Genomic DNA, 22,405 nt, shown 5'->3' on the forward strand with positions numbered 1-22,405 from the left:
AAGGCCGAGGTCGCAGAACTCTGCAAACGTTTCCCAATATATCCAAACCTGTAAGGGTTACGATCAATCAAAGAAAACGGCGCCACTCCGGCGCCGTTTTTTGTTCTCGGGGTATTGATCAGAGCTTCGGGTCAAACGTCGGAGGTCGGGTCCTTCAGAACGTCTTCCAGCAGCTTCTCGTTGCGCGCTTCTTCAATCCGATTGATGCGGTCCTCCGCCGAACGCGCGTCAAAGCGATACTTAACCACGTTGATCAGGCTCAGCGTCAGCAGAACGATGCCCATGCCCCAATAGCCTTTGGTTGCCAAAGGAACTTCCGTGGACAGGTACAGCGAAATTCCCAGCAACGCGTAGGCGACAACAACGCCAGCACCGTTCAGCATCAGGATCAGGCCGTTTTCATTTTGATGAGTCATTTGAATTCTCCGTTTTCAGTATGAGTTGGTTGAAAGACTTAGTCGTTCGATTTTGATTTGAGGCGGGCCAGAACATCGGCGGCGGTGGACCGGGTCTTTGGCCCGTACCCAGCCTCTTCCATGCGCTCGGCAACGTTGGTGTGATCCAGCCCGGTGTCGATTTCCCGCAGGATTTCCGACTGTTCGAACGGATCGTCCTGTTGCATTACGCGATTGATCAGGCCTTCCGCTTCATCGATTGGGCTTTCACCACCCAGATGACGGTTCAATCGCTTCTGCAAACCCTGCTCTCGCTTGACCGCACGCGCCGAGATTGCCCCTTGCTTGAGATCCAGAATGCGGCGGTTCGCAGCCTCAACTGTCTGGCGCAATTGCAGAACCCTGGTTTCCAGCCGATCGACGGTTTGTGTGCGGATGGTTTTTTCGTTTTCCAGATCCGCCACAGCCTGAGCTGCACTTTGCACCATGTCCTGACGACCATCGGCCAAAGCCTGCTCAGCCCGTGCCATCAAATCGTCGATGCGGCTTTGCAGCACATCCACTTGCCGCGCTTCGTTACGCTTTCTTTGGATCAGACTGGCGAGCGTCAGTTTCGCCGCCTTCAGATTTTGGTCCGCTTCGCGGATCTTCTGGTCGATCAATTCAATCGAGTAAGTGTCGCGCAGGCGGTCTTCGGCCCGGGCATTTGCACCGTTTATCAAGGTCTTCAATGTACCGAACATGCGTTCCTCCAATTCATGAACATCGTTCACAAATTGGATGTAGCAAACGCATGAACACTGTTCAAGCATTTTCTTGAACAATGTTCAGGAAACTATTTGTTTCCAATTCGTGAAAGAACTTGCGTGATCATCCGTTCGATCTGTTCCGGAGGTACTCCGGATATCCGGTTTTCCAAACCAAGGGTCACGATCCCATGCACCGATGAAAACAGCGCGCGTGTCATCATCTCACGCTCAACATTGTCATATTCGGGAAACAACTGCCCCACCGGTTCTGCAATAAACGCAAACAGGCCTTTGAGCGCGTTGCGATACCAATCAGGTACTGGACCATCCTCTGACATCTGCAGGTCAAAAAGCGCGCGCCAGAGCAATGTGTTTTGATCCGCAAAATGAAGATAGGCCGTACTCATGACAATCAGCCGCTGAACGGGTTCTTCACTGCCATCAAAGGAACCGCGTACAGCCTCACCCAGGCGTTTGAACGTACGGCCGTTCACGGCCATCACGATGGCATTCAGATCATCGAAGACGTTATAGATCGCACCCAAGGCACACCCGGCATCTTTGGCGAGATCCCGTGCCCTCAGATCCGAGATTCCATCACGTGCGATACGAATCTCAGCCGCTTCGGTCAGCTTTTCGCGCAACTGCTCGCGTCTGATCTGGGATTTGGATGACATGCCGCCCTCAACCTTGAACTTTGTTCACAAGGATGCGGATAGGCCGAAAGATATGGTCAGATCAACCCGCGCCACCACAGAAAAACAAGCAGCAGTGTCGTCAGCGCCAGCATGTTGAAAGCCAGACTACCGAGCAATCCAAGGAACCAACCCCATCTGCGATCAGCCAGATTGATGGCTCGCAAATGCGTCTGAACGTCATGAGAAGCTTGTTCCAACCTTGGGGTATCCAGTGTCAGGCGCAGTTTGGGGTGTTCCGACATCTGTTCGGCCCCGGCCAGTAGCATGGCCTGCTTGTAGATTTTGCGCGGAAGACGCCGTTTGGCACGCCTCACCGAAGCCGCCAATGTCTTGTCACGCACCCCAAGCTTTTTGCGCAGCAAAACGATCGTCTCAGCGATCTGGGTCTGAATATCGGTTTCCTGTGACATGAGGTGCCTCCTGTCAGGTCTTTTAACCTCGCCCACAAGTGCCGACAATGGGGCTGGTTGTTCCGCTCGGCGGCAGGTATCACGAAACCATGCTGAACACGATCATTCATGGCGAACCAACAGATCGCCCGCCCCTGATTATCGCTCATGGTCTTTATGGATCAGCCCGCAACTGGGGCGTCATTGCCCGCCGTCTTTCTGATGAACGTCAGGTCGTAGCGGTTGATATGCGCAACCATGCCTACAGCATGTGGAACAGCCACCATGACTATCCTCATCTGGCACAGGATTTGGCCGAAGTGATTGAGAGCATTGGCGGCAAAGCGGACGTAATCGGCCATTCGATGGGCGGAAAAGCGGCAATGACGCTGGCTCTGCAGCATGGGGCATTAGTGAATAAACTGGTGGTCGCCGACATTGCCCCGGTCAGCTACGGTCATAGCCAAATACAATATATCGAAGCGATGCGCGCCGTGGACATGTCTCGCGTAGAGCGTCGATCAGACGTCGAAGCGCAATTGGCAGAGCTTGGTGTTGAAAAGGCACTGCAGAGTTTCTTCACGCAATCTCTGGATGTCTCTGGTAAGCGATGGAGATTGAATCTGGATGTCCTGGCGGACCAGATGCCGAACATCATGGGATTCCCGGAAATCGACACCTCATGGAGCGGACCTGTGCTGTTTCTGTCAGGTGCCGACTCAGACTATGTGATGCCCGAACATCGCGAAATTATCCGGGCACTGTTCCCAAATGCGCGGTTTGCCAAAATTCCCGGCGCAGGCCATTGGCTTCACGCCGAGAAACCAAGAGAATTCGAAGCAGCTGTCAGGACATTCCTGAACGCCTGATCAGGATGCATTGCCCTGATACAGGCGTCGCGCAACAAGCCATGAGACCGGTGCAGCCACCACAAAGCCGGCGGCCGCGGCTGAAACAATAGCCATGGTCGAAACCAATCCGGCTGACAGAACTGCGATAACGGCAGACCCGGCAAGTGCGGTTGAAATCAGTGAGTATAGTATGGCTGCGAGGCGTATCATGGTCAGTTGTCCCATTGCTTGACTTCTGACCATCACATTAGAACCCGCGAATACATCTGGCTTTGATTTGTGTCAGATCGAAACGCTACATCCCTGCATCGACAGGTCCGATGATCTCGCCGCCAGCATTGGCCCAGTCCGAGAAGCCACCAAGGTTGTAGACCTTTTCATACCCCATGTCTTTCAATAGCTTGCCGGCCAGCGCAGCCCGTCCACCCGAAGCACAATGCAGAATGATCGGACGATCTTTACGCAATTCCGGATCATGGGACTGCACATTTGGATCGGCCCGAAACTCCAACATCCCACGTGGAATATGATGAGATCCTACCGCCCTACCCGTCCGTTCGAGTTCGGGCGCATCGCGAATATCCAGCAACAGCCCACCTTGCGCCAACAAATCCCGTGCCTTGGAAACATCGATACGTTCGACGACCGCATTGGCGGCTTCCATCATGTCTTTGACTGTCAGTGGCATGTCCTGCTCTCCCAATTGGATTCGCGAGATGCTAACATGCCGTTTTTTGAAGGTGTAGCTGTTGTAAGCCTACAGGTCGTACTAATGCTCACGGAATGCACGTGACATACTGTCGACCACTGGTTTGGCGATATAGGCGGCAAAGGTCCGTTCTTCGGTCTGAATCATGATCTCGGCCGGCATCCCTGGCGTTGGGACAAAGCCACGAACCCGCTCCATCTCATCCGGAGTTAGCGAAATGCGTGCCAGATAAACTTCCTGCGGAACCCCTGCAGCCTCTTCCAGCAATGCGTCTGCTGAAACATAGAAGACCTCGCCACTCAGCACAGGGGTTGTGCGCTGGTTCAACGCAACAAGACGGACGGTGGCATTTTGCCCTGTGACAACACTGTCGATTTCTGTACGCGGAATTTGTGCTTCGATGATCAGTGGCGCATCGGCTGGCAGAATCTCTGCAATCTGCTCACCCGTTTCGATGACACCGCCGGGCGTGTGGTAATGAAGCCGCACAACAGTTCCGGTAACCGGTGCCCGAACCACCGCACGATCCAGAACACTACGCGCCTGTCGTGCCTTTTCTCGCACACTCTCAAGATCGGCTTCGATCACGCCCAGCTCATCCAGTGCCGCCTCTCTGTAAGCTGATCGGGTACGCGAGATCTGTTCTTCGTACTTCAGCAGCATCTGATTCACCTCGGCTGTTTCGGCCTTTAGCCGCGCGAGTTGTCCATCGGCCTCGGCCTGAACGCGACGGATCGTGTTCAGATCACCTTTGCGGACCAAACCCTTTTCGAACAGCGAGTTCTTTGTGTCGTATTCCTCCTGAAGGATATCCTGGCGCCGCTGCATACTGCTAAGCTGTGCCTCAAACCCGCTTGCGCGAATTTTAAGGGCTTCCATGTTTCGCTCTAGTAAAGCGATGTCGTTCAAAAGTGTCTTGCGTGAGACTTCAAAGCTCAGGCGCTGGCTGTCCAGAATGGTCATGACCTCCACATCATCAGAGGCTTCAACAAGATCATTTGAGAAGGTCAATTTCTCTTGCTCGCCATACTCAGCCAACAGGCGTTCCACCATCGCTTGCAGGCGAATTTTACGAATGAACAGTTCACGTTCGTTGGCCTCAGCCGAAGTTTGATCAAGCGTCATCAATACCTGACCAGCTTGTACGGCCTCTCCTTCGGTAACAAGGATATCCTCGATAATCCCACCTTCCAGATGCTGAACGATCTTGTTGCGACCCGTGGCGACAAAGCTTCCCTGGGCAATTACGGCCGCCGCAAGCGGTGCACGAAATGACCAGACACCAAAGCCACCAAAACAAACGATCAACATTATGATCCCGATGAAGACCAATCTGTTGATTGAACGCGGCACCTCAGAATACCAGACAGCGGAATCTTCAACTCGAACCAGTTCGTTCATCTTCTCCCCCTGTCTATCCTTGAATTTCTGGCTGCTTACGCGGACCGTTCAATTGCTGCAGAACCTGTTCACGATGGCCAAACAAGGCTACTCGCCCGTCTGTCAGCAGCATGATCTTGTCCACCACATTTAGCAGCGTCGGTTTTTGTGTAATTACCACGACGGTGATCTGGCTTTCTTTGGCCTGTTCGATAGCCTTGGCCAGCGCCTTGTCACCGGCGACATCCAAGTTCGAGTTCGGCTCGTCCAGCACGACCATACGCGGGTTCCCGAAAAACGCTCGGGCCAGAGCGATGCGCTGTTTTTGACCACCCGACAGCGGCGTCCCGTCAGCAGCTACAACGGTCTCATATCCCTGCGGCAAGGTGGCGATCATGTTGTGAACATCGGCAAGCACAGCTGCGTCGTGGATCTGCTCATCCGTCGCATCATTGCGCATTCGACCGATGTTATCCTTGATCGTCCCCGGGAACAGCTGCACATCCTGCGGAAGATATCCGATGCTTTCGCCAAACTGCCGCGGATCCCAGTTGCGGATATCCATCAGATCCAACCGGACACTGCCTGACGTGGGCAGGATCGACCCAACCAGAGTTTTACCCAATGTCGTCTTTCCTGCGCCGGAATTGCCAATAATCGCAAGTGTTTCACCCGGATTCAGTGAAAACGAAATTCCATTCAAAACGACGCGCTTGGTACCACCTGGCACGTAGAGCAGGCGTTCGACATCCAGCCGACCTTCAGGGCGCGGCAGACGTAGTTTTTCGAATTGCAGCGCCGAGTTTTTTAGCAGTGCATTGATCCGATCGAAAGCACCCCGCGTGAGCAGGAAATTGTTCCATCCCTCAATCGATCCTTCGATCGGGGCAAACGCTCGTCCTGCGATGATTGAGGCAGCGATAACCATACCGCCCGTTATCTCGCCCTGAAGCGCAAGGAATGCGCCCCAGCCCAGAATTCCGATCTGGGTCAGCAGACGTACTGCACGCGAAATCGCCGCAAAGATAACGTTACGATCCTGCGCTTTCACCTGCCACGTCAGAGACTGGGCCGTGTCCCGCCCCCAGATACGAACAGCTTCGGGTATCATGGCTAGCGCGTTGATGATCTGGCTGTTGCGTGACATTGAATCCAGATGCTGGTTCGCCAGCGATTGCGCCATGTTGGCCTTGGCAAAGGGCTTAGCCGTCATTTTCTGATTGATCAGCGCAATGATCATCAACAGCAATGCTGTAAAAATGACGATCATTCCAAGTTGAGGGTGAACGAGAAAGATCATCAGGATGAACAGCGGCGCAAAGGGGACATCCAGAAATGAAATCAGAGTGCCCGACACAAGAAATCCGCGCACCTGCTGCAAATCACCCAGAGTCTGATATTCACGGCCCGTTCCGTGCAAAGAGGCGTGGGCCGCTGCGCTCAGGATCGGAGCGCCAAGTCGGGCCGCGACCTCAACAGCGGTGCGCATCAGCATGAAGCGGCGTACGGCATCAAAAGCCGATTGGAATATCACAGCCCCTGCCACAATCGCGGTCAGCATGATCAGCGTATCCAGCGATCGGCTGGTCAGGACACGGTCACTGATCTGGAACAGGTAAATCGGGATCGCAAGGATCAGGACATTAGTTGCGCAAGTAAGAACCAAAACAAACGCCAGATTCCGCCAGATTGCCCGCATTGAGGTGCGCAGCGTCCGTTGAAAATCTTCGGGCGGAGTGCGCTTGTGAAAGGTTTGGGGTGGCCCTTTGCCATCACCACCGCCCGTTTCGGTGCGGGGCAAAGGCTGATTTGCTTTGGCCTCGATAGTGGTGCCTATGCGATCCGTTCCAGCCGACTGGGACGAGGGGGTCATACGCGCAGTCGGTTGTTCCACGGTCTTCGGATCGGGGCTGTCGGCATCGGCCACCCCATTGTCGCCGCCCGCCATTTCAGTATTGGGCGCGGGCTGCGACGGTCCGCGCCGAAGGGGAGGTTCGGCGCTTGATCGTGAGTTCGTCGCAATTACTTTCTCTTCTAATTCAGTAGCCGCATTCGGCGACTCAGGCTCATGAGCCTCGATAGTTTCCTGAACCTTATCGGGCTCAGGTTTCCTTTCATCGCAGGTCGATGCTGACAGGGTCTGCTCCGTTTCTGGCAAGCGCATCTCCCGCGTCAGCCTCAGCCTGGACTTTCTGAACTTGAGTTTCGATTGATCTGTCTGATTAACCAGATCGCAGGCTCTGAGAGTTAATGGTCCGCCCCCACCGTGCCGATCCAGCGGGCTGGCATATCGGGTACGGCGCGACGAAAAAACGATCGACATAAATAAACCTTCCGGTCACTCGTAACAAACAGGGAAGTCAGACCAACATGCTTTGCAGGCCATCATCGGGACTTAGCATTTCTGAAGGTGTCAGTTGCGGACCCTGAGTGCCCATTCCTGCCTGACCAGCAACACCGGCGCTTTCCTCCATCAGGAGAGCGATTGCCTCGTTTGCAAGTTCCTCGCTTTCCTCATTTTCGGGCATTTCGATCAAACTGGCCTGATGCAGCAACAGATCCGAATACGTGCCTCCGGCCGCCATAACAGTCGAGTCGACGCCGATCTTGGTGATATTCGCTGCATTCAGCATTGCGTTGCTTCCGGAAAGAACCTCGGTTTCTGCGCCGTTTGGACCAGACAGATGCACATCATCCTGATCTGCAAGCATTGTGACCTGTTCCACGATATTAACTTGCAGCAGATTGCCGTCGATCTTGAGAACGCGCATCTGTTCCATTCCCGCAAACATGGGATCGTTCAGCAGTGCTTCCTCAAGAGCGGCGAGATCCATGTCACTCAGGGCCATGGCCTCAGTGAGATTATCGTTCAGCTCTCCTTCGCTGTCCTCACCAATTGTGGTCAAAGAGGCCTGGTTCATGACCAGATTGTCGTCTCCGCCACCAGTTCCAGCTGCCATGCCGCCGGTTACGACGTCGTCATCCATCAAGACCAATGTCTGGAACAACATATCGACCGAGATCATGTCGCCGCCGATCATGATCAGATCATAAAAACTTCCCAGTTGGATCAGGTCCGAGACGTTGACCATCTCGTTGTCACCCATCGCATATAACGTTGAAGCCGCTGAGATTTCGGTCTGAATATGATCAATATCCGTGGCATCGATCATCTGTTTGACAAAATTGGCCACGACCAGATCGCCATGTATCCAATCCACTGACAGGAATGAGGGTTGCTCTGCGTCGTCAGTACTCTGGGCCAGCCAGGGCGCGGCCTTGGCTTCGACTTCGATCTGAGCGGACTGGACCACATTGGTCCCCGAGCCACTCCCCGCATTGCCCTGATCCATATCTGAAACAACGGCTACTTGACTGACCATCGTGAGACTAATGGCCTGCCCGCCAACCGCGATAAACGGAGCATCGACCCATGCAACATTCGCCGCGACCTCGTTAATTGCCAGATTGCCTCCGACAATCACAGTATGACCATCGTCAAACTCCGGGTCCTCGGACTGATCCCACTCATCAGGCAGATGTGCGATTGCTTCCGCTTCTGCATCTTCTTCCGGTTGATGATGCTCTGGCAGAAGTTCCGACCAGACCGGTGCCTCTTCGACATGCTCTCCATTTACGATGATGCCCATGGCGTCACCGCCATGGAACTGATGTATGGTGACACCCTCAACATCCGAATTCATCGGTGTCTGCATCTGCTCGGCCAATCCCTCGACATAGTCAGATGACATGTAGTCGGAAATCGCCAGCGAAGGTGCCGACATGGCGTGCAGAGACAGAGCCATGTCCAGAGCTTCCTCTGCTTCGGCAATCATTGTCTCTGTATCTCTGAAATCTCCCTGCCCCACGGTATCGTTGTCGCTCAGGGTCAGCGTCTGCATTGTGTAGGTTACAGCAGATCCGTGTGTTCCGATTTCTGGTTGCTGCTGAATAATCACGAAATCCAGATTACCGGACTGGCCTAATTGATTGTCAGGGACCAACTGCCCTTCCGCCGTCGGCTCGCCTAGCACTATAATTGTCTCCTGGACCGGTCCATCGACCGGGGGCGGTAATACCGGCTCTGTAGGTGGGGTCTTGAAACGGTAGGGAAGAGGATCGTACTCGCCCGGATCAAGCTTCAAATCTGCCTTGACCCGTATAGTAATCGGATCTTCCAGCTCTTCGACTTCGGCCTTACGCCTGAGTGCGGTGAACTCTTCGTACTGATCCCTTAGGCGGGCTTGTTCAATTGTTAGCTCAAAAGTTCCAACAAAATGTGCAATCGTTTCTGTAACACTGTCGAGTGCCATATCGATTATCCCTATCACCCTGCCCGGCAGAAAATTTCCGGTTTAGGCTTGGTTGGGCCGAGGCCGCATAACGGCCCCGGCGTTTTCGTAGAACAGAAACGGGAACCGCAATACGGTCCCCGATATTTGATTATGCTTCGGTGTCGTCGCTCGAGTAAGTCGAAGTCATCGAGCCACCAACCATGGTCGTGTCAACCGAGTTACCAAGCACGTTGGCACCCATGACGATCGACTGGTTGAATGCTGACGTATCAACTACCGCAGCTGCCGAGGCGTAGGATTCTCCGGTCACGATACCGTCGCCACCGTTGTTGGAACCCCATGTACCACCGTTGCCGCCAGCACCGCCGTCACCCGAATAGGCACCTGCTGCGCTGCCACCGGTGATCGTGCCACCCATGGTATCGCCGGATGTGGCTGTTCCCATGGCCGAGCCGCTGGTGCCGCCAGTTGCCGTTGCCGCGCCACCGGCACCACCTGCACCAGTATTGGCCGCGCCAGTCGCGCTACCGGAACCGGTCGAGTTGGCGTCGTTGTCGTTGTTTGCAGCACCACCGTATCCGGCGATCGCTTCGGCGAGACTATCGGCAGAACCATCGGTTGCAGATTCAGCAAACACGTCAGCTGCGCCACCCGCACCGGCAGTATTGGCTGCATCCGCAGAACCACCACCGCTACCGGTCGAAGTTGCTGTGGGCGTTGTCGTACCGCCTGCGCCACCTGCGCCTTCGGCTGTCGACGTGCCGCTACCCGACCCGTTCGCCGCACCGTTTGCAGCGTTCGAACCACCGGCACCGCCAGCTGAATCAGCCGTTTGCGGGTTATTTGCCGCGCCACTGATAGCACCTGGGTTCTGACCGATATTCGGGCCACTTGCCGATTGATCGCCAACACCCTGCGCACCGGAGTTCGCAGCTGAATTACCGCCAGTACCTGGACCGCCGGATCCCGCGCCACCGCTTCCGGCACCGCCAGTTCCTGCACCACCAGTACCTGTGCCACCAGTTCCTGAGCCGCCGGTACCTGGGTTATTGCCAGAAGTTCCGCCGCCACCGGTTGTGGCATCAGAGGATCCCGCATTCGCGCCAAGGCTATCTGCGATTTCCTGGTTCAACGCGGCGACTGCCGCTTCAACCATACCCGAGAATCCGCCGGAACCATCACCACCGGTGCCGCCACCGCCAGTACCGCCGCCGCCAGAACCCGAACCACCGGAGCCCGAACCGCCGGAACCGGATCCACCGGAACCACTTGCGCCACTACCAGCCGAGCTTCCTGCTGCGCCTGAGGCACCATTGCTGCCAGCCGTCGCATCATTGGCTTCGTTCGTACCCGTGCTGTTGTTCGTCGCTGAGCCAGAGTTCGACGAGCCAGAGTTTCCTCCGTTTGAGCCTGCTGCGTCAGTGTCATTTCCAGCCAAACCAAGGCCAGCTGCCAGCGAACCCGAGGCGTTTTCACCGCCATTCGCATTACCTTCGGCATTTGAACCAGACAGACCCAGTCCTAGACCAAGACCGAACGAATCCGCACTGCCGCCATTACCGCCAGTACCCTGACCGCTAGCGCTCGAGGTGCCGGTATTGTTGGCACTTGATGTGCTGTTGGCGTTTCCGCCGTTACCTGCAGTACTATCGCCACTGGCTTCTGCGCCGGACAGCCCCAGACCCAAGCTGGTGTTGTTGGCATTACCCGAGCTGGCACCGTTGCCACCCTGTGCGCCTGCACCTGCGTTACCGGTGTGACCACCAAGGGCAAACGCATTGCTACCATTGGTTTCAGAAGCGGCCGCACCACCGTAGCTGGTGCCACCCGCGCCAGAGTTACCGCCATCTGCCGATGAGCCAATGCCCTCTTCCGCATGAGCGGTGCCGCCATTGGCGTTACCGTTCTGATTGAAATCGGCATTGTTGGATACGGTCGGTGAATCCAGAGTGTCATCGTCACTCAGATTTGCCAGTTGATTGTTGACTGATGACATATCGTTTCCGTCACCATCCAACGAGATATCCAGGTTCATGTCATCACCTGGATCGTAGCTCAGGTCGCGACCTGCGGTAATCACGTCACCAATTGACGCTGAATCACCAATGTCCAGATCAACCTGGTCATCATCGCGCGGGATCCATTCACCTTCACCGAAATCGATGTTGATGCTGTTCGAGATAGTGTTGCTGTCATCACCACCATTGACGTTCGACTGCTGCTGGCCTTGTTGCTGGCCCTGCTGCTGAGCCTGACCCTGGTCCTGATCCTGACCTTGGTCCTGACCCTGCTCATTCGCGACTTCGGTCGCCTGAGCCTGAGCCTGATTTTGCTCATCCTGGTTGTCGTTGGTGTTTTCTACAGTCTGACCCTGTTGCTGAGCGTTCAGATTGGCCTCGATTGAAGCTTCGTCAACCTGAAATTCGGCATCAACGTCCGCGTCAAGGTTTTCGACATTAATTTCGTCAACGGTCGTTACATTTGTATTATTAACATTGCGTCGCATAACAATTATCCATTTTTGATGCGCCAGACCGCCATTCATCTACAAAGCGATATTTGGCACGGTTGAAACAGAATTTGGCATCCACCCGCAAAACTTGCGCATGTCTGCGGCCTTGTCTTTCAGCTAGATTTGTTGTCACCCCCCTTTCTCGGCTAAGCCGATTACGTGACCACTCAAATTCACGCGGAAATATGCGGGCCGCAGACACGTCAGGTACAAGTAAACTTCACGAATTGAAGCCCTGTCATGGTTGCAGCAGATTTGTGGGATGAATAGATAACCGAAAGTACTACTTCTTCTATTATATTGTTTTTATTACATTATATTGAAAAATACCTGCCGAACTTCGGAGAATGTCACTCGCATAAAGTCTCATTATGACTACAGCGGGAAAATATGATTTTTCCGGGGGTTAAACCTAAGAAACTGAAATTCGCCCTATACAAAAGTTCTAATTTTGGATCGCTTTTAGCAACAATCTGTTGCTGAAATTCGAACTTTCGGGTATGGTTCCGGGTAATTTTATTGAGTCTGTAATAGTTTCGCACCACAAAAAAATGCCGCCAATTTTGGGCGCAAGAAATGGTGCAGTTTGTTAGTGGGGGAAAGGAAAATGAGCATTTCTATGCAAAACAGTATTCCTTGCGAAATTGAAAGTGCTGATGATCTGTCAATAAGCTTCATTGGGAAAGAATTATTCTATTCAAATCAAACCCTAAGAAGCGTTCAAAATGAATTCGGGGTTGTAGCCTATCGCAGCGACAGCCTTGATGCGGTGAAAGCACCGGCCAGCTTTGCCTCAAAATCCGGAAAGGTTCTGGTCGTTGACCAGATGAACCTCGAAGACCTGTTGAACAGGCCATCCGAATATAAGCAAGCCGTACCTTCTGGGTGTCTTGCCTTTGCATATCGCAAAGACGATTCGGCACGTTTTCTGTTCGAACACTGGGATCGTGGACGATATGGCGACATCGGATACCTGCCGATGAACGTAGCTCCAGATGTGTGGCGTGCGATATTGCGTCTGCTGATGCATGAGGAACTGTATTTGCCAAGTTTCCTGGCCGATTGCGTTCTTCGCTCACCCTCTGAGTCGCGCAACCGTGGCCGAGCATCTCCGAAACAACCAGATGCGCCCCCATCAAGCAGAAAGAACCCTCTTTATTCAAAGCTCACTCGGCGAGAGAAACAAGTGCTGCGCCTGGTGTCTCAGGGGAAAAGCAACAAGACGATTGCCGCCAAGCTGGGAATTACCGAGCACACCGTAAAACTCCATATGCACAATGTGTCAGGGAAAATCGGTGTCAACAATCGCACGGCCGCTGCACATTTCTACTTTGAGGTCGCGCCAGAAGAGGCGCAGCAGATATCTTGTGACTGACGACTTCGAAACCAAATTTGACCGTCTGATCCTGCTCGTCGGGCGGCTAAACTACATGTGGACCAATACCGAAAGCCTGCTGATTCATCTGATCGCTGGCTTGAGCGGGACCAACAAAGACGTCGCGGTGATCATTTTCCTGACTCTGAACACTACGCGTGCGCGTATAGACTTGGTCGAGCGTCTGGCAAAAATGGAAGGACGACCCGAAGAGGTTCGCGACCCCATCCTGGAACACACTCAACGCCTGACAAAGCTTTCGGGGATACGAAACAAGTATAACCACTGCATATATTCGTTCGATCAGGAAAGCGGGAACCCAAAGACAATTCTGATGCGCATCGCCGACCGTAAGACCGACATCAAGCTTGGGCGCGAAGACACCGTGGATGACAACGCTCTGCAAGAAATCGAAGACGTGGTTGCACAGCTGTCAAAGGCCAATCGAGATATCTGGAAACTGATTTCTCAGCTTGGCTATCCGGTTTAGCTCAAGCTTGGTGCGGGCGGTGGGACTCGAACCCACACGGCACTAAGGCCTTCGGATTTTAAGTCCGATATGTCTACCATTCCATCACGCCCGCACATCACCAAAAGCCTGATACGGCAATTCTGACAGTGATTTGTGGAATGCTTACTACCAACGAAAGTGATTGAAAAGGCGTTGTCGGTCTAACTTTGTCTAAGAAAACAAAGTTATTTTAGTATCGCCGTTCAGCGCCACGACACATTCATGCCTGATCCGGGTCTCAACAAGTTTTCTGGCGCGATTTTGTTTGCGTGCTGCCATCTGAACTGCAACTGAATCTGCCGACTAAGCGGCAAACGAACGGAAGATGCCAAGCCCTGCTATCCCGGCCCGCCACAGTTCAGAATCCTGTGTCCACCTAGGCTGAACATTCATCTTCTCGCAGAGTCCGTTATTCCTGAAACAGGGAGCTTTCCCAGTTTTTCAGAAAGTTATCTCGTCTGATCTTGTCCAGAAACACCAGCAGTCCGGGCCCAAATCGGATAGGACGTAGTGCGGTGTTTTCGTGAAGCACTGATGGATTGATCGCGGGCAGACCGGATGCAAGCACGAGGTCCGGGTTTTGGCCGAACACCAGTAAAAAATCGATGAACTTGCTCGCGTCTTCAGGGTTCGGAGAAGTCTCGGGGATCAGCGCAGTCCGCAACATGACATTCACATAGTCTTCGAATTCGATGATTTGGAAGCCATCGACGCCGTTTTGCTGCGAACTCGCATAGCTGCCCAGCACGTTATATGCCAATGCCAGCTCTCCGTTTGCCACATCCCGGATCATGTCGCCGGAACAGCAATAGAGCTTGGCATCCAGCCTGCCCATCACCTCCATAAGCCGCCAGAACGACTCGCTGTTACGACTGTCCTGCGTGGCCATCAGATAACCGAAACCCGATTGCCGCACGTCGTATGTACCAATGCGCCCCTGAAAAAGCTCGGGGTTCTCACGCAACAGCGCGATCAGCTGATCGCGACTGCGTGGGGCATCTCCATCCGGGAAAAAGGCGTCTGACACGACCAAAACGGCGGGCTCTTGCGTAAATGCAAAGATCTGGTTTCTCCAGCTTGCCCATTCAGGCAGGTGGTCGGTTTCGGCATCGTCGTAATTCTGAGCGAAACCGTCATTGGCGAGTTTGGTCTGAAGGTCCATCGCCGAAGAGATAGCGAGGTCAAACACTGCCTCTTCCTCGGCGATTGCCTGCATCAAGCTAGTCGTGCCGGTGATCGTATATTCGACCTTCACCCCCGGGTGCTGTGCCTGAAAGGCCGCTATGATGGGCTCGAAGGCTTCGCGATCCGCAGTAGAGATGATCCGCAGAACAGACCCTTCATTGGCTGCGGGATAGGTGATGTGATCCTCAACTTCAAACGCGAGGACTGCACGTGACACCCACAACAGGATCAGCGCGGTAACAGCAGCGATACGCATGCGCCTGGACCCTCCTTGTTTGAACTGATGGAAAGTCTGCCACCATGTACCTGTGCGACATCGGCGGCAATGGTCAGACCAAGTCCCGAACCGACGACATCCCCGACATTGGCACCTCTTTTATATCGACTGACCAGACGCGACAGATCGGTATCTGCAAACCCGCGCCCTTCGTCGGTCACAGCAATACTTGTTTCTGCACCCTCAACCACCGAAACTGTAATGTCGCTGTCTGCCGGAGAATACTTGATAGCGTTGTCCAGAATATTCATCACCGCCGCCTGCAAAAGAATACGGTCGCCCTGAAACGAAACCGCATGATCGGGCAAATCGCGATGGATGACGATGTCTTTCAGGTCAGCGGTCGGATCCAGCCTGTCACAAGTCTCCTCGACCACTGCATTCAGGTCCAGTTCCTCTCGCAAAAGGCTGTCAGCGCGAAAAGTGACCATGGCATGATCCAGCATCTGCCCGGCAGATCGCGCGCTTTCGTCGATGGCTCGGATCATCTCGCGAATAGCTTGCTTGTGTTCCGGTTTGCGTAGCTTCAAATGCGTGACTTCTGCCTGCGCCCGCACCGTAGCAAGAGGCGTACGAACCCGGTGTGCCGCCTCGGCGATAAAATCCTCGGTACGCAAAAGAGAGGCCCGCAGGCGCCCCATAAAGCTGTTGAGCGCCTCGACCAGCGGCAACAGTTCGCGCGGGGTCTCGGCTGTCACCGGACGCAAATCCTTGGGCCCCCTGCGGGTAACGGCCCCGGTCAGACGATTGATCGGCGCGAGAGCCGATCCCGCCGCCCATAAACTGAGTGCAGTCGCCAGCACAAAGAAACCGGCACCAATACCAGTCGCGAGTGTGGTGATCCGCCGGGAAATCGTCTCCAGACCTTCCCGGGTTTGCGCAACGGTTACAAACGCTTGCGCCCGGTTCGCCTCACTGCCCATGGGGCGCAACAAGGTTACAGAACGAATTTCATCCCCACGAAACATAAGGGTTTCGAACACCGGCTCACCCGGTTGTGGCAGGGCAGTCGGAACCGGAAGATCATCATATCCTGTCAGCGTTTGCCCCGAGACGGCAACGCGATAAAACACGCGATCCTGCCCCACGGTTCCCAGCATCGAGAGTGACGAGTAGGGCAAATCCAGCGTGACGCCCCCACCCTCGTTCCGCAAGCTATCGGCCATCGCGATCGCCGAAGCTGCGAGAACCTGATCCTGAGTTCCCTCAGCCGCGCGTTCGGCAACACCGCGGACGACAAAAAAGAACGTCAGCGACAGCAGCGCAGCAACACCTGCAAGCTGAAAGAACAGGCGGCGGCGTATCGAGGCATGAAACTTCACGCAGCTACAATCCGGTAGCCAAGACCCCGCACCGTTTCAATTGTTGCACCCGAACCTTCCAACCGCTTGCGCAATCGGCCCACATAGACTTCGATCGCATTCTCGCTGGCTTCGTCAGACAGTGAAAACAGCCGGTCCAGCAGATAGGACTTGGAAAATACCTGACCCGGGGCATTGAAGAACACCTCCAACAGGCGAAGCTCTCGATTTCGTAAAGCCACAGATTTACCCGCGAACCGCAACTCGCCGGCGGTAGAATCAAGCACGGTGCTTTCAAAGCTTCGTTGGTTGACCGCTACGCCACCCTGCCGTCGAAGAACGGCGCGGCAGCGGGCCTGAAGCTCGGAAAAATCGAAGGGTTTTGTGATGTAGTCGTCGGCACCGAGGTCCAGCAATCCGACCCGGTCGGACACAGCCGAACGCGCGGTAATCACGATGACCGGGGTTCGATTTGCGGCCTTGCGATGCTGGGCAAGAAAATCACGTCCGTCACCATCAGGCAGCATAATATCCAATAAAATCAGATCGTAATCCGCAACCGCAATGCATGTTGAAGCATCATCCAGCGACTTGGCATGATCGACAGCATGACCATCCAGATGCAGCCGCTCTGCGATGGCATGCGCCAGTTTCAGATTGTCCTCGATCAGAAGGAGCCGCATCGGCGACCTTTTTTAAAGCATGACAGGTTGGTGTCAGGTTTGAGCGTTTCGATTGAGCATGAACGAGACAAATCGATGTGTCAAACGGGAGGAAAACATGACAAATCGTATGTTCAAGGCGCTGGCTGCCAGCGTCTTTTTGGGTGTGAGCGCCACGGCTGGACATGCCGCTGAATGCATCGCACCGGCCAACCCTGGTGGTGGCTGGGACTTCACCTGCCGTCAGATTGGCAAGATCATGCACGATATCGGTGCAGTCGATAAACCAATCCAGGTGACCAACATGGCCGGTGCTGGTGGTGGTCTGGCCTATAACCATGTCGTATCTGAGCGGAACGATGACGATGATCTCATCGTTGCGGCCTCTTCCGCCACAACCACCCGTCTGGCTCAGAATGCCTATGCTGGGATGACTGCGGATCAGGTTCGGTTTGTCGGAGCTATCGGCGCCGATCCGGGCGTGATCGTTGTTGCCAACGACAGCCCCTATCAGTCGCTGAACGATCTGGTTGACGCGATCAAGGCCAACCCGGGCGAGCTGGCCTTTGCAGGTGGTTCGGCCGTCGGCGGCTTTGACCATCTGAAGCCGTTGATGATCCTGCAGCGTTCTGGGGTCGATGATGTTCAGGCTATCAAATACATCGGTGTGGACGGGGGCGCAGACGCGATCACCCAGACGGTTGGTGGATTTACCGCGGCAATGTCCGGCGATATGTCCGAGATTGTTGGCTTCTTGAAATCCGGCGACGTGCGCGCCCTAGCGGTTCTGACCGAAGAACGCGTGCCCGGCTTTGATGACATTCCGACAGCCAAGGAACAGGGGATCGATGTGGTCGCCGTAAACTGGCGCGGCATGTATGTGCCCAAAGGTGTCAGCGACGAGACCTTTAACATGTGGGCCGAACGCCTGCAGCAGGTTGCTGACAGCCCCGAATGGAGCGAAGCCATGGCTGCCAACGGCCTTGCACCGTTTACCCTGGTCGGCGCCGACTTCCAGAACTACGTGAATGACGTGGTTGCGGAGATCAACACCCTGTCCAAGGAAATCGGGGTAATTCAATAATGGTATCTGACCGCATCTTCGGAGCGGTCGTGACCCTGGTGTCGCTGGCATATGTTGCCAGCGCCACTCAGATCCAGACCAGCTTCTTGGCCGATCCTGTCGGCCCTCGCACTTTCCCGATCCTCGTCGGCTCGATCGCCGCCTTTTGTGGAATTCTGGTGGCGCTACGCCCGGATGAAGACCCCGAGTGGCCCGCGTTGCAAACCCTTGGGGCTCTGGCCATCGCCGTCGCGGTTCTAGTCGGCTATGCCTACGCACTGAAACCGCTGGGCTTTCTGCTGCCAACAGCAATCACGGCTGCGATCCTGAGCTATCAGATCAGCCCGCGTATTGGCCCTGCAGCGATCGCCGGTGTCGGTCTGTCAGTCGGACTGTTCGCAATATTCAAGTTCGCGCTTGGCCTTGGCCTTGTCGCCCTGCCTGCCGTGATGCACGGCTGAGGTTACCCCATGGATCTCTTTGCAAATCTCGCAACGGGCTTTGGCATAGCCCTAAGCCCATTCACCCTGATGCTGGCCGTTTTCGGCTGTTTCATCGGAACCATTATCGGAGCGCTTCCGGGCCTTGGTCCGTCAAATGGCGTCGCGATCCTGATCCCGCTTACGTTCTCGATGGGACTGGATGCCACCAGTGCACTGGTGCTGATGACCGCAGTTTACTATGGCGCCATGTATGGCGGCCGGATCAGTTCGATCCTGCTGAACATTCCGGGCGACGAACCGGCGCTGATGACGACGCTGGATGGTTATCCGATGGCCAAGGCCGGACGGGCGGGCGACGCGCTGGTCATATCCGGTGTGGCTTCGTTCACCGGCGCTTTTCTGTCGACCATCGGCCTGATGCTGCTGGCCCCAATGCTGGCGCAAGTCGCCTTCAAATTCGGACCGGCAGAGTACTTTGCGCTATACCTTCTGGCCTTCGCAACTCTTGGCGGCATCGCCTCGAACAATCAGGCCAAGGCGGCGATTGCGTCGTGCATTGGTCTGGGCATCGCCATGATCGGAGTGGACAACAACTCGGGCCTGCCGCGCCTGTCTTTTGGCAATATGCACCTGTTTGATGGCATCGACTTTCTGGTCGCCATCGTTGGTCTGTTCGCCATTGCCGAGGTGTTCTTCTTTATCGAAAGCCATGGCAAAAACACCTCGATCGGCGTGAAGCTCGACAAGGTTACGGTTCCGTGGAAGGAAATCTGGTCCACCAAGATGACCCAGCTTCGCGGGTCGGTGATCGGGTTTATTGCCGGCATCTTGCCCGGTGCAGGTGCCTCGCTTGGCTCATTCCTTGCCTACATGACCGAAAAGTCGGTTGCCGGCGAAGAGGGCAAGTTCGGAACAGGCGTTGCCAGAGGTGTTGCGGCACCTGAGGCGGGGAACAACGCCGCTGCGGGTGGCGCTCTGGTTCCGATGTTGACCTTGGGCGTTCCCGGGTCCGGAACCACCGCTGTTCTGCTGGCGCTTTTGATGACACTCAACATCACACCAGGTCCGACCCTGTTTACAGAACGGCCCGAAGTGGTCTGGGGGCTGATCGCCTCACTGTTGATTGCCAACTTTGTGCTGTTGTTGATGAACGTTCCTATGGTGAAGATCTTCGTAAAGATCCTGAGCGTTCCGCCCTGGATTCTGCTGCCGGGTGTCACCATGGTCAGCTTTGTAGGCATCTACTCGCTGTCCGGCAGCTATTTCGATCTGTTGCTGATGGTAGGTTTTGGTGTGCTGGGCTGGATTCTGCGAAAGCTGGATGTGCCTACGGTGCCGATCATTCTGGGCATCCTGCTGGGTGGTCATATGGAAGATAGCCTACGCCGCGCCATGGTGCTGTCGGATGGTGACTGGACCTATCTGTTCAGCTCAGGCATCGCGATCACGCTATGGGTTGTTGCCGTGCTTGGTTTCGTTGCTCCGATGTTCCTGCGCAACGTTCTGAAGAAACCGCAAAGGATCACCGACTGATGGTTAAGGTTCTCATCCCCTGCGGTGCGCTTGGGCTTGGTTATGATCCGGCTGCACTTGCTCGGGGCATCACTCAGAAACCTGATATCATTGCAATCGATGGGGGGTCCACTGACAGTGGACCCCACTACCTTGGAACGGGGACGTCGAAATACTCGCGCGGGTCCACCAAGGCTGAATGGCGAGAGCTAATGGCGGCTCGGGCCACGGCCGGCGTACCGCTGGTCATTGGCACTGCCGGGACATGCGGTGCAGATGACGCAGTAGATTGGCTGGTCGATATCACGCGCGAGATCGCAGCGGAGACAGGCGAACATCTTAAACTGGCCATCCTCAAGAGTGGGCAAAACCCGCAAGAGATGGCACAGGCCTTCCGCGAAGGTCGGATCAGCGCCCTTCCCGCTGCGCCGGAAATTGACGAGGAAACCTTTGCCGCGTGCAGTAACATTGTGGCACTTGCAGGGGCCGAGCAGGTTCAGGCCGCTCTGGACACAGGGGCCGATATTGTTATAGCCGGTCGCACGACAGACACCGCGATCATTTCGGCGCTGCCATTGGCACGTGGTTGCCACGCCGGAGGCGCATGGCACGGCGCCAAGATCGGTGAATGCGGTGCGCTGGCCACAACCAGCCCGAATTCAGGCACCATCCTGATCGAGTTCGACACGACCGGATTTACAGTGACACCAATGGGTGCCGAGGCACGTGCTACGCCGCACACGGTTTCCGCCCATATGCTCTATGAAAACTCCGACCCCTACATCCTTCATGAACCCGGCGGCTATCTCGATGTGACGAAAGCAAAATACGACGCACTCGATGACCGTCAGGTAAGGGTCGAAGGCAGCATCTGGGTCGAAAGTCCCGACTACACGGTCAAGCTGGAGGGAGCGAAACTGGCCGGTTATCAGACCGTCTCTCTCGCGCTAGTGCGTGACCCGCGATACGTTGCTCATATCCAAGAGTGGTGTAACGATATTCAATCGCGTTGCACCTCAAAGGCCAAAGAGCGTCTGGACGGAGATTTCACTATCGAACTTCGGCGTATCGGGGAGAACGCAACACTGGGTGAGTTGGAGCCCGACGGTGTAGCAGGAACTGAAGTAGGAGTTCTGGGCATTGTAACCGCAGAGTCAGAGACCCTGAGCCGCGAAGTCGCCAAGATGCTGAACCCATATCTTTTGCATCACCCGCTGACTGAACAGGAAGAAATGCCAACCTTCGCATTTCCCTTTTCACCAGCAGAGATGTCACGAGGCAAAATCTACGAATTCTGCATCAATCACGTTCTGGAACTGGACGACCCGATGCAAGCATTCAGCCTTCAAGTCGAGGAGATCGGCGGATGAGCAAGCTTGGAGACATCGTTTACAAGGTACGGTCCAAAAACGCGGGTCCGTTCTGGCTGACCATAGATGTTTTCTGTGGTTTGCCTGAGGTGTTCCAGCGTGTCAGCAACGGTCTCGACACCGATGTAGTGGCATCCTGTCTGCAATCTGACGCCGATACCCTGAAGCGTTTCGACATAGCTGATCTGAATGTAGTGAAGATCAGCATACCCCGCCCCGCAATTCAGGGGACCGTATATGACCGGGATATGCACGGGGCATCATTTGCTCAGATTATTAGCCAGATTGAAATCTGAACTCCACAAAACGCCCTCTTCTGTTTGTGGAGCGATTTCCAGCCCCATACTCGTGCCCTCAAACGGCAGCGATGTAGGTTGCGGCCGCGGCATCCGGATCGCTAGTCGAAGGTCTACTTTGGACTGGTCGTCAATTGCCGCACTAGCCAAGCGGCTTGATAGACGAAAGTCATGTAAGGGCTCAAACGGCCTGTCCGGGGTCACCCCAAGACTGGTTGGGCTGAGCCGCTGCTACTGTTTGGTAGCGGCTTAGTCCGTATGACGCTTGAATAGAATTGGCGAGCCGCGGTCCTAACGCCCGGAATACGCAGTTCGCAACTTGCTGCATTCGCAAAATCTAAAGGGTTAATGGAGGTTAGCAAAGAGCTTAGATTACCCGTCTATACCTGCACAAAACGTCCGCTCTGAACCCCGACGTAACCAATGCAGAAA

The 22,405-nt window shown here is 55.0% G+C and carries 21 protein-coding genes and 1 tRNA gene; 8 read left to right on the forward strand and 14 right to left on the reverse strand.

Annotation, left to right across the window (positions count from 1 at the left end; translation table 11 throughout):
• Nucleotides 1–131 precede the first annotated feature (131 nt).
• The 4 genes from GOX61_RS16135 to GOX61_RS16150 all read right to left on the reverse strand — a co-directional run bounded on the left by GOX61_RS16135 (nt 132) and on the right by GOX61_RS16150 (nt 2,252).
• Nucleotides 132–416 carry a hypothetical protein gene (locus GOX61_RS16135; protein WP_155148199.1) on the reverse strand — a complete coding sequence of 95 codons (285 nt, stop codon included), beginning with the start codon at nt 414–416 and terminating at the stop codon, nt 132–134.
• Between the two features lie 38 nt (nt 417–454).
• Complete coding sequence (locus GOX61_RS16140; protein ID WP_170335633.1) at nt 455–1,138, reverse strand: PspA/IM30 family protein; 684 nt, start codon at nt 1,136–1,138, stop codon at nt 455–457.
• 92 nt (nt 1,139–1,230) lie between these two features.
• Nucleotides 1,231–1,821, reverse strand: coding sequence for a TetR/AcrR family transcriptional regulator (locus GOX61_RS16145; protein ID WP_170335356.1), 591 nt, complete (start codon nt 1,819–1,821; stop codon nt 1,231–1,233).
• Nucleotides 1,822–1,877: 56 nt separating this feature from the next.
• Entirely contained in the window at nt 1,878–2,252 is a 375-nt protein-coding gene (locus GOX61_RS16150; RefSeq protein WP_155148194.1) for a hypothetical protein, read from the reverse strand.
• A gap of 47 nt (nt 2,253–2,299) precedes the next feature.
• Here GOX61_RS16150 and GOX61_RS16155 point away from each other — a divergent pair, with 47 nt between their 5' ends.
• Nucleotides 2,300–3,100 (forward strand): alpha/beta fold hydrolase, encoded by an 801-nt coding sequence (locus tag GOX61_RS16155; protein WP_254436896.1) that lies wholly within the window; start codon nt 2,300–2,302, stop codon nt 3,098–3,100.
• Here the strand turns inward: GOX61_RS16155 and GOX61_RS16160 are convergent, their stop codons facing one another.
• The 6 genes from GOX61_RS16160 to GOX61_RS16185 all read right to left on the reverse strand — a co-directional run bounded on the left by GOX61_RS16160 (nt 3,101) and on the right by GOX61_RS16185 (nt 11,972).
• Nucleotides 3,101–3,292 carry a hypothetical protein gene (locus GOX61_RS16160; RefSeq protein ID WP_170335637.1) on the reverse strand — a complete coding sequence of 64 codons (192 nt, stop codon included), beginning with the start codon at nt 3,290–3,292 and terminating at the stop codon, nt 3,101–3,103. It abuts the gene before it with no gap.
• An 85-nt stretch (nt 3,293–3,377) separates the two neighbouring features.
• The gene (locus GOX61_RS16165; RefSeq protein WP_170335358.1) at nt 3,378–3,770 is read right to left on the reverse strand and encodes a rhodanese-like domain-containing protein; all 393 of its coding nucleotides are present in this window, start codon (nt 3,768–3,770) and stop codon (nt 3,378–3,380) included.
• A gap of 81 nt (nt 3,771–3,851) precedes the next feature.
• Nucleotides 3,852–5,192 (reverse strand): HlyD family type I secretion periplasmic adaptor subunit, encoded by a 1,341-nt coding sequence (locus GOX61_RS16170; RefSeq protein ID WP_170335360.1) that lies wholly within the window; start codon nt 5,190–5,192, stop codon nt 3,852–3,854.
• A gap of 13 nt (nt 5,193–5,205) precedes the next feature.
• On the reverse strand, nt 5,206–7,494 hold the full coding sequence (locus GOX61_RS16175) for a type I secretion system permease/ATPase (RefSeq protein ID WP_170335362.1): 2,289 nt from the start codon (nt 7,492–7,494) through the stop codon (nt 5,206–5,208).
• A gap of 37 nt (nt 7,495–7,531) precedes the next feature.
• Nucleotides 7,532–9,484, reverse strand: coding sequence for a type I secretion protein (locus GOX61_RS16180; protein WP_170335364.1), 1,953 nt, complete (start codon nt 9,482–9,484; stop codon nt 7,532–7,534).
• Between the two features lie 130 nt (nt 9,485–9,614).
• Nucleotides 9,615–11,972, reverse strand: coding sequence for a hypothetical protein (locus tag GOX61_RS16185; RefSeq protein WP_170335367.1), 2,358 nt, complete (start codon nt 11,970–11,972; stop codon nt 9,615–9,617).
• 613 nt (nt 11,973–12,585) lie between these two features.
• Here GOX61_RS16185 and GOX61_RS16190 point away from each other — a divergent pair.
• The gene (locus tag GOX61_RS16190; protein WP_170335369.1) at nt 12,586–13,353 is read left to right on the forward strand and encodes a helix-turn-helix transcriptional regulator; all 768 of its coding nucleotides are present in this window, start codon (nt 12,586–12,588) and stop codon (nt 13,351–13,353) included.
• Nucleotides 13,346–13,843, forward strand: coding sequence for a hypothetical protein (locus GOX61_RS16195; protein WP_170335371.1), 498 nt, complete (start codon nt 13,346–13,348; stop codon nt 13,841–13,843). The genes GOX61_RS16190 and GOX61_RS16195 overlap by 8 nt, the downstream gene beginning before the upstream one ends.
• An 8-nt stretch (nt 13,844–13,851) precedes the next feature.
• Here GOX61_RS16195 and GOX61_RS16200 read toward each other — a convergent pair.
• From GOX61_RS16200 to GOX61_RS16215, 4 genes are all read right to left on the reverse strand, one after another.
• Nucleotides 13,852–13,937, reverse strand: a tRNA-Leu gene (locus GOX61_RS16200).
• A 336-nt stretch (nt 13,938–14,273) separates the two neighbouring features.
• Nucleotides 14,274–15,305 carry an ABC transporter substrate-binding protein gene (locus GOX61_RS16205; protein WP_170335380.1) on the reverse strand — a complete coding sequence of 344 codons (1,032 nt, stop codon included), beginning with the start codon at nt 15,303–15,305 and terminating at the stop codon, nt 14,274–14,276.
• Nucleotides 15,278–16,648, reverse strand: a complete 1,371-nt coding sequence (locus tag GOX61_RS16210; RefSeq protein WP_170335382.1) for a sensor histidine kinase — start codon at nt 16,646–16,648, stop codon at nt 15,278–15,280. The genes GOX61_RS16205 and GOX61_RS16210 overlap by 28 nt, the downstream gene beginning before the upstream one ends.
• The gene (locus GOX61_RS16215; protein WP_170335383.1) at nt 16,645–17,310 is read right to left on the reverse strand and encodes a response regulator transcription factor; all 666 of its coding nucleotides are present in this window, start codon (nt 17,308–17,310) and stop codon (nt 16,645–16,647) included. The genes GOX61_RS16210 and GOX61_RS16215 overlap by 4 nt, the downstream gene beginning before the upstream one ends.
• 97 nt (nt 17,311–17,407) lie before the next feature.
• Between GOX61_RS16215 and GOX61_RS16220 the strand changes: the two genes are divergently transcribed.
• From GOX61_RS16220 to GOX61_RS16240, 5 genes are read left to right on the forward strand one after another with little or no spacing between them, the layout of a single operon-like run.
• Nucleotides 17,408–18,373, forward strand: coding sequence for a Bug family tripartite tricarboxylate transporter substrate binding protein (locus GOX61_RS16220; RefSeq protein ID WP_155148176.1), 966 nt, complete (start codon nt 17,408–17,410; stop codon nt 18,371–18,373).
• Nucleotides 18,373–18,813, forward strand: coding sequence for a tripartite tricarboxylate transporter TctB family protein (locus GOX61_RS16225; protein ID WP_155148174.1), 441 nt, complete (start codon nt 18,373–18,375; stop codon nt 18,811–18,813). The genes GOX61_RS16220 and GOX61_RS16225 overlap by 1 nt, the downstream gene beginning before the upstream one ends.
• Nucleotides 18,814–18,822: 9 nt before the next feature.
• Nucleotides 18,823–20,328 carry a tripartite tricarboxylate transporter permease gene (locus tag GOX61_RS16230; protein WP_155148172.1) on the forward strand — a complete coding sequence of 502 codons (1,506 nt, stop codon included), beginning with the start codon at nt 18,823–18,825 and terminating at the stop codon, nt 20,326–20,328.
• Nucleotides 20,328–21,677: an acyclic terpene utilization AtuA family protein gene (locus tag GOX61_RS16235; protein ID WP_254436897.1), complete on the forward strand. Its 1,350-nt coding sequence runs from the start codon at nt 20,328–20,330 to the stop codon at nt 21,675–21,677. Before GOX61_RS16230 ends, GOX61_RS16235 begins: the two co-directional genes overlap by 1 nt.
• Nucleotides 21,674–21,973 (forward strand): DUF4387 family protein, encoded by a 300-nt coding sequence (locus GOX61_RS16240; protein WP_170335385.1) that lies wholly within the window; start codon nt 21,674–21,676, stop codon nt 21,971–21,973. Before GOX61_RS16235 ends, GOX61_RS16240 begins: the two co-directional genes overlap by 4 nt.
• Nucleotides 21,974–22,405 lie beyond the last annotated feature (432 nt).

Source organism: Ruegeria arenilitoris, from assembly GCF_013030265.1.
In the GTDB taxonomy this organism is placed as follows: Bacteria; Pseudomonadota; Alphaproteobacteria; order Rhodobacterales; family Rhodobacteraceae; genus Ruegeria; species Ruegeria arenilitoris_E.

Excerpts from the sequence above, each read along its gene's own strand:
- GOX61_RS16135 (WP_155148199.1), bottom strand. The coding sequence starts at position 416 with ATGACTCATCAAAATGAAAACGGCCTGATCCTGATGCTGAACGGTGCT.
- GOX61_RS16140 (WP_170335633.1), bottom strand. The coding sequence starts at position 1,138 with ATGTTCGGTACATTGAAGACCTTGATAAACGGTGCAAATGCCCGGGCC.
- GOX61_RS16145 (WP_170335356.1), bottom strand. The coding sequence starts at position 1,821 with ATGTCATCCAAATCCCAGATCAGACGCGAGCAGTTGCGCGAAAAGCTG.
- GOX61_RS16150 (WP_155148194.1), bottom strand. The coding sequence starts at position 2,252 with ATGTCACAGGAAACCGATATTCAGACCCAGATCGCTGAGACGATCGTT.
- GOX61_RS16155 (WP_254436896.1), top strand. The coding sequence starts at position 2,300 with ATGGGGCTGGTTGTTCCGCTCGGCGGCAGGTATCACGAAACCATGCTG.
- GOX61_RS16160 (WP_170335637.1), bottom strand. The coding sequence starts at position 3,292 with ATGATACGCCTCGCAGCCATACTATACTCACTGATTTCAACCGCACTT.
- GOX61_RS16165 (WP_170335358.1), bottom strand. The coding sequence starts at position 3,770 with ATGCCACTGACAGTCAAAGACATGATGGAAGCCGCCAATGCGGTCGTC.
- GOX61_RS16170 (WP_170335360.1), bottom strand. The coding sequence starts at position 5,192 with ATGAACGAACTGGTTCGAGTTGAAGATTCCGCTGTCTGGTATTCTGAG.
- GOX61_RS16175 (WP_170335362.1), bottom strand. The coding sequence starts at position 7,494 with ATGTCGATCGTTTTTTCGTCGCGCCGTACCCGATATGCCAGCCCGCTG.
- GOX61_RS16180 (WP_170335364.1), bottom strand. The coding sequence starts at position 9,484 with ATGGCACTCGACAGTGTTACAGAAACGATTGCACATTTTGTTGGAACT.
- GOX61_RS16185 (WP_170335367.1), bottom strand. The coding sequence starts at position 11,972 with ATGCGACGCAATGTTAATAATACAAATGTAACGACCGTTGACGAAATT.
- GOX61_RS16190 (WP_170335369.1), top strand. The coding sequence starts at position 12,586 with ATGAGCATTTCTATGCAAAACAGTATTCCTTGCGAAATTGAAAGTGCT.
- GOX61_RS16205 (WP_170335380.1), bottom strand. The coding sequence starts at position 15,305 with ATGCGTATCGCTGCTGTTACCGCGCTGATCCTGTTGTGGGTGTCACGT.
- GOX61_RS16215 (WP_170335383.1), bottom strand. The coding sequence starts at position 17,310 with ATGCGGCTCCTTCTGATCGAGGACAATCTGAAACTGGCGCATGCCATC.
- GOX61_RS16220 (WP_155148176.1), top strand. The coding sequence starts at position 17,408 with ATGACAAATCGTATGTTCAAGGCGCTGGCTGCCAGCGTCTTTTTGGGT.
- GOX61_RS16225 (WP_155148174.1), top strand. The coding sequence starts at position 18,373 with ATGGTATCTGACCGCATCTTCGGAGCGGTCGTGACCCTGGTGTCGCTG.
- GOX61_RS16230 (WP_155148172.1), top strand. The coding sequence starts at position 18,823 with ATGGATCTCTTTGCAAATCTCGCAACGGGCTTTGGCATAGCCCTAAGC.
- GOX61_RS16235 (WP_254436897.1), top strand. The coding sequence starts at position 20,328 with ATGGTTAAGGTTCTCATCCCCTGCGGTGCGCTTGGGCTTGGTTATGAT.
- GOX61_RS16240 (WP_170335385.1), top strand. The coding sequence starts at position 21,674 with ATGAGCAAGCTTGGAGACATCGTTTACAAGGTACGGTCCAAAAACGCG.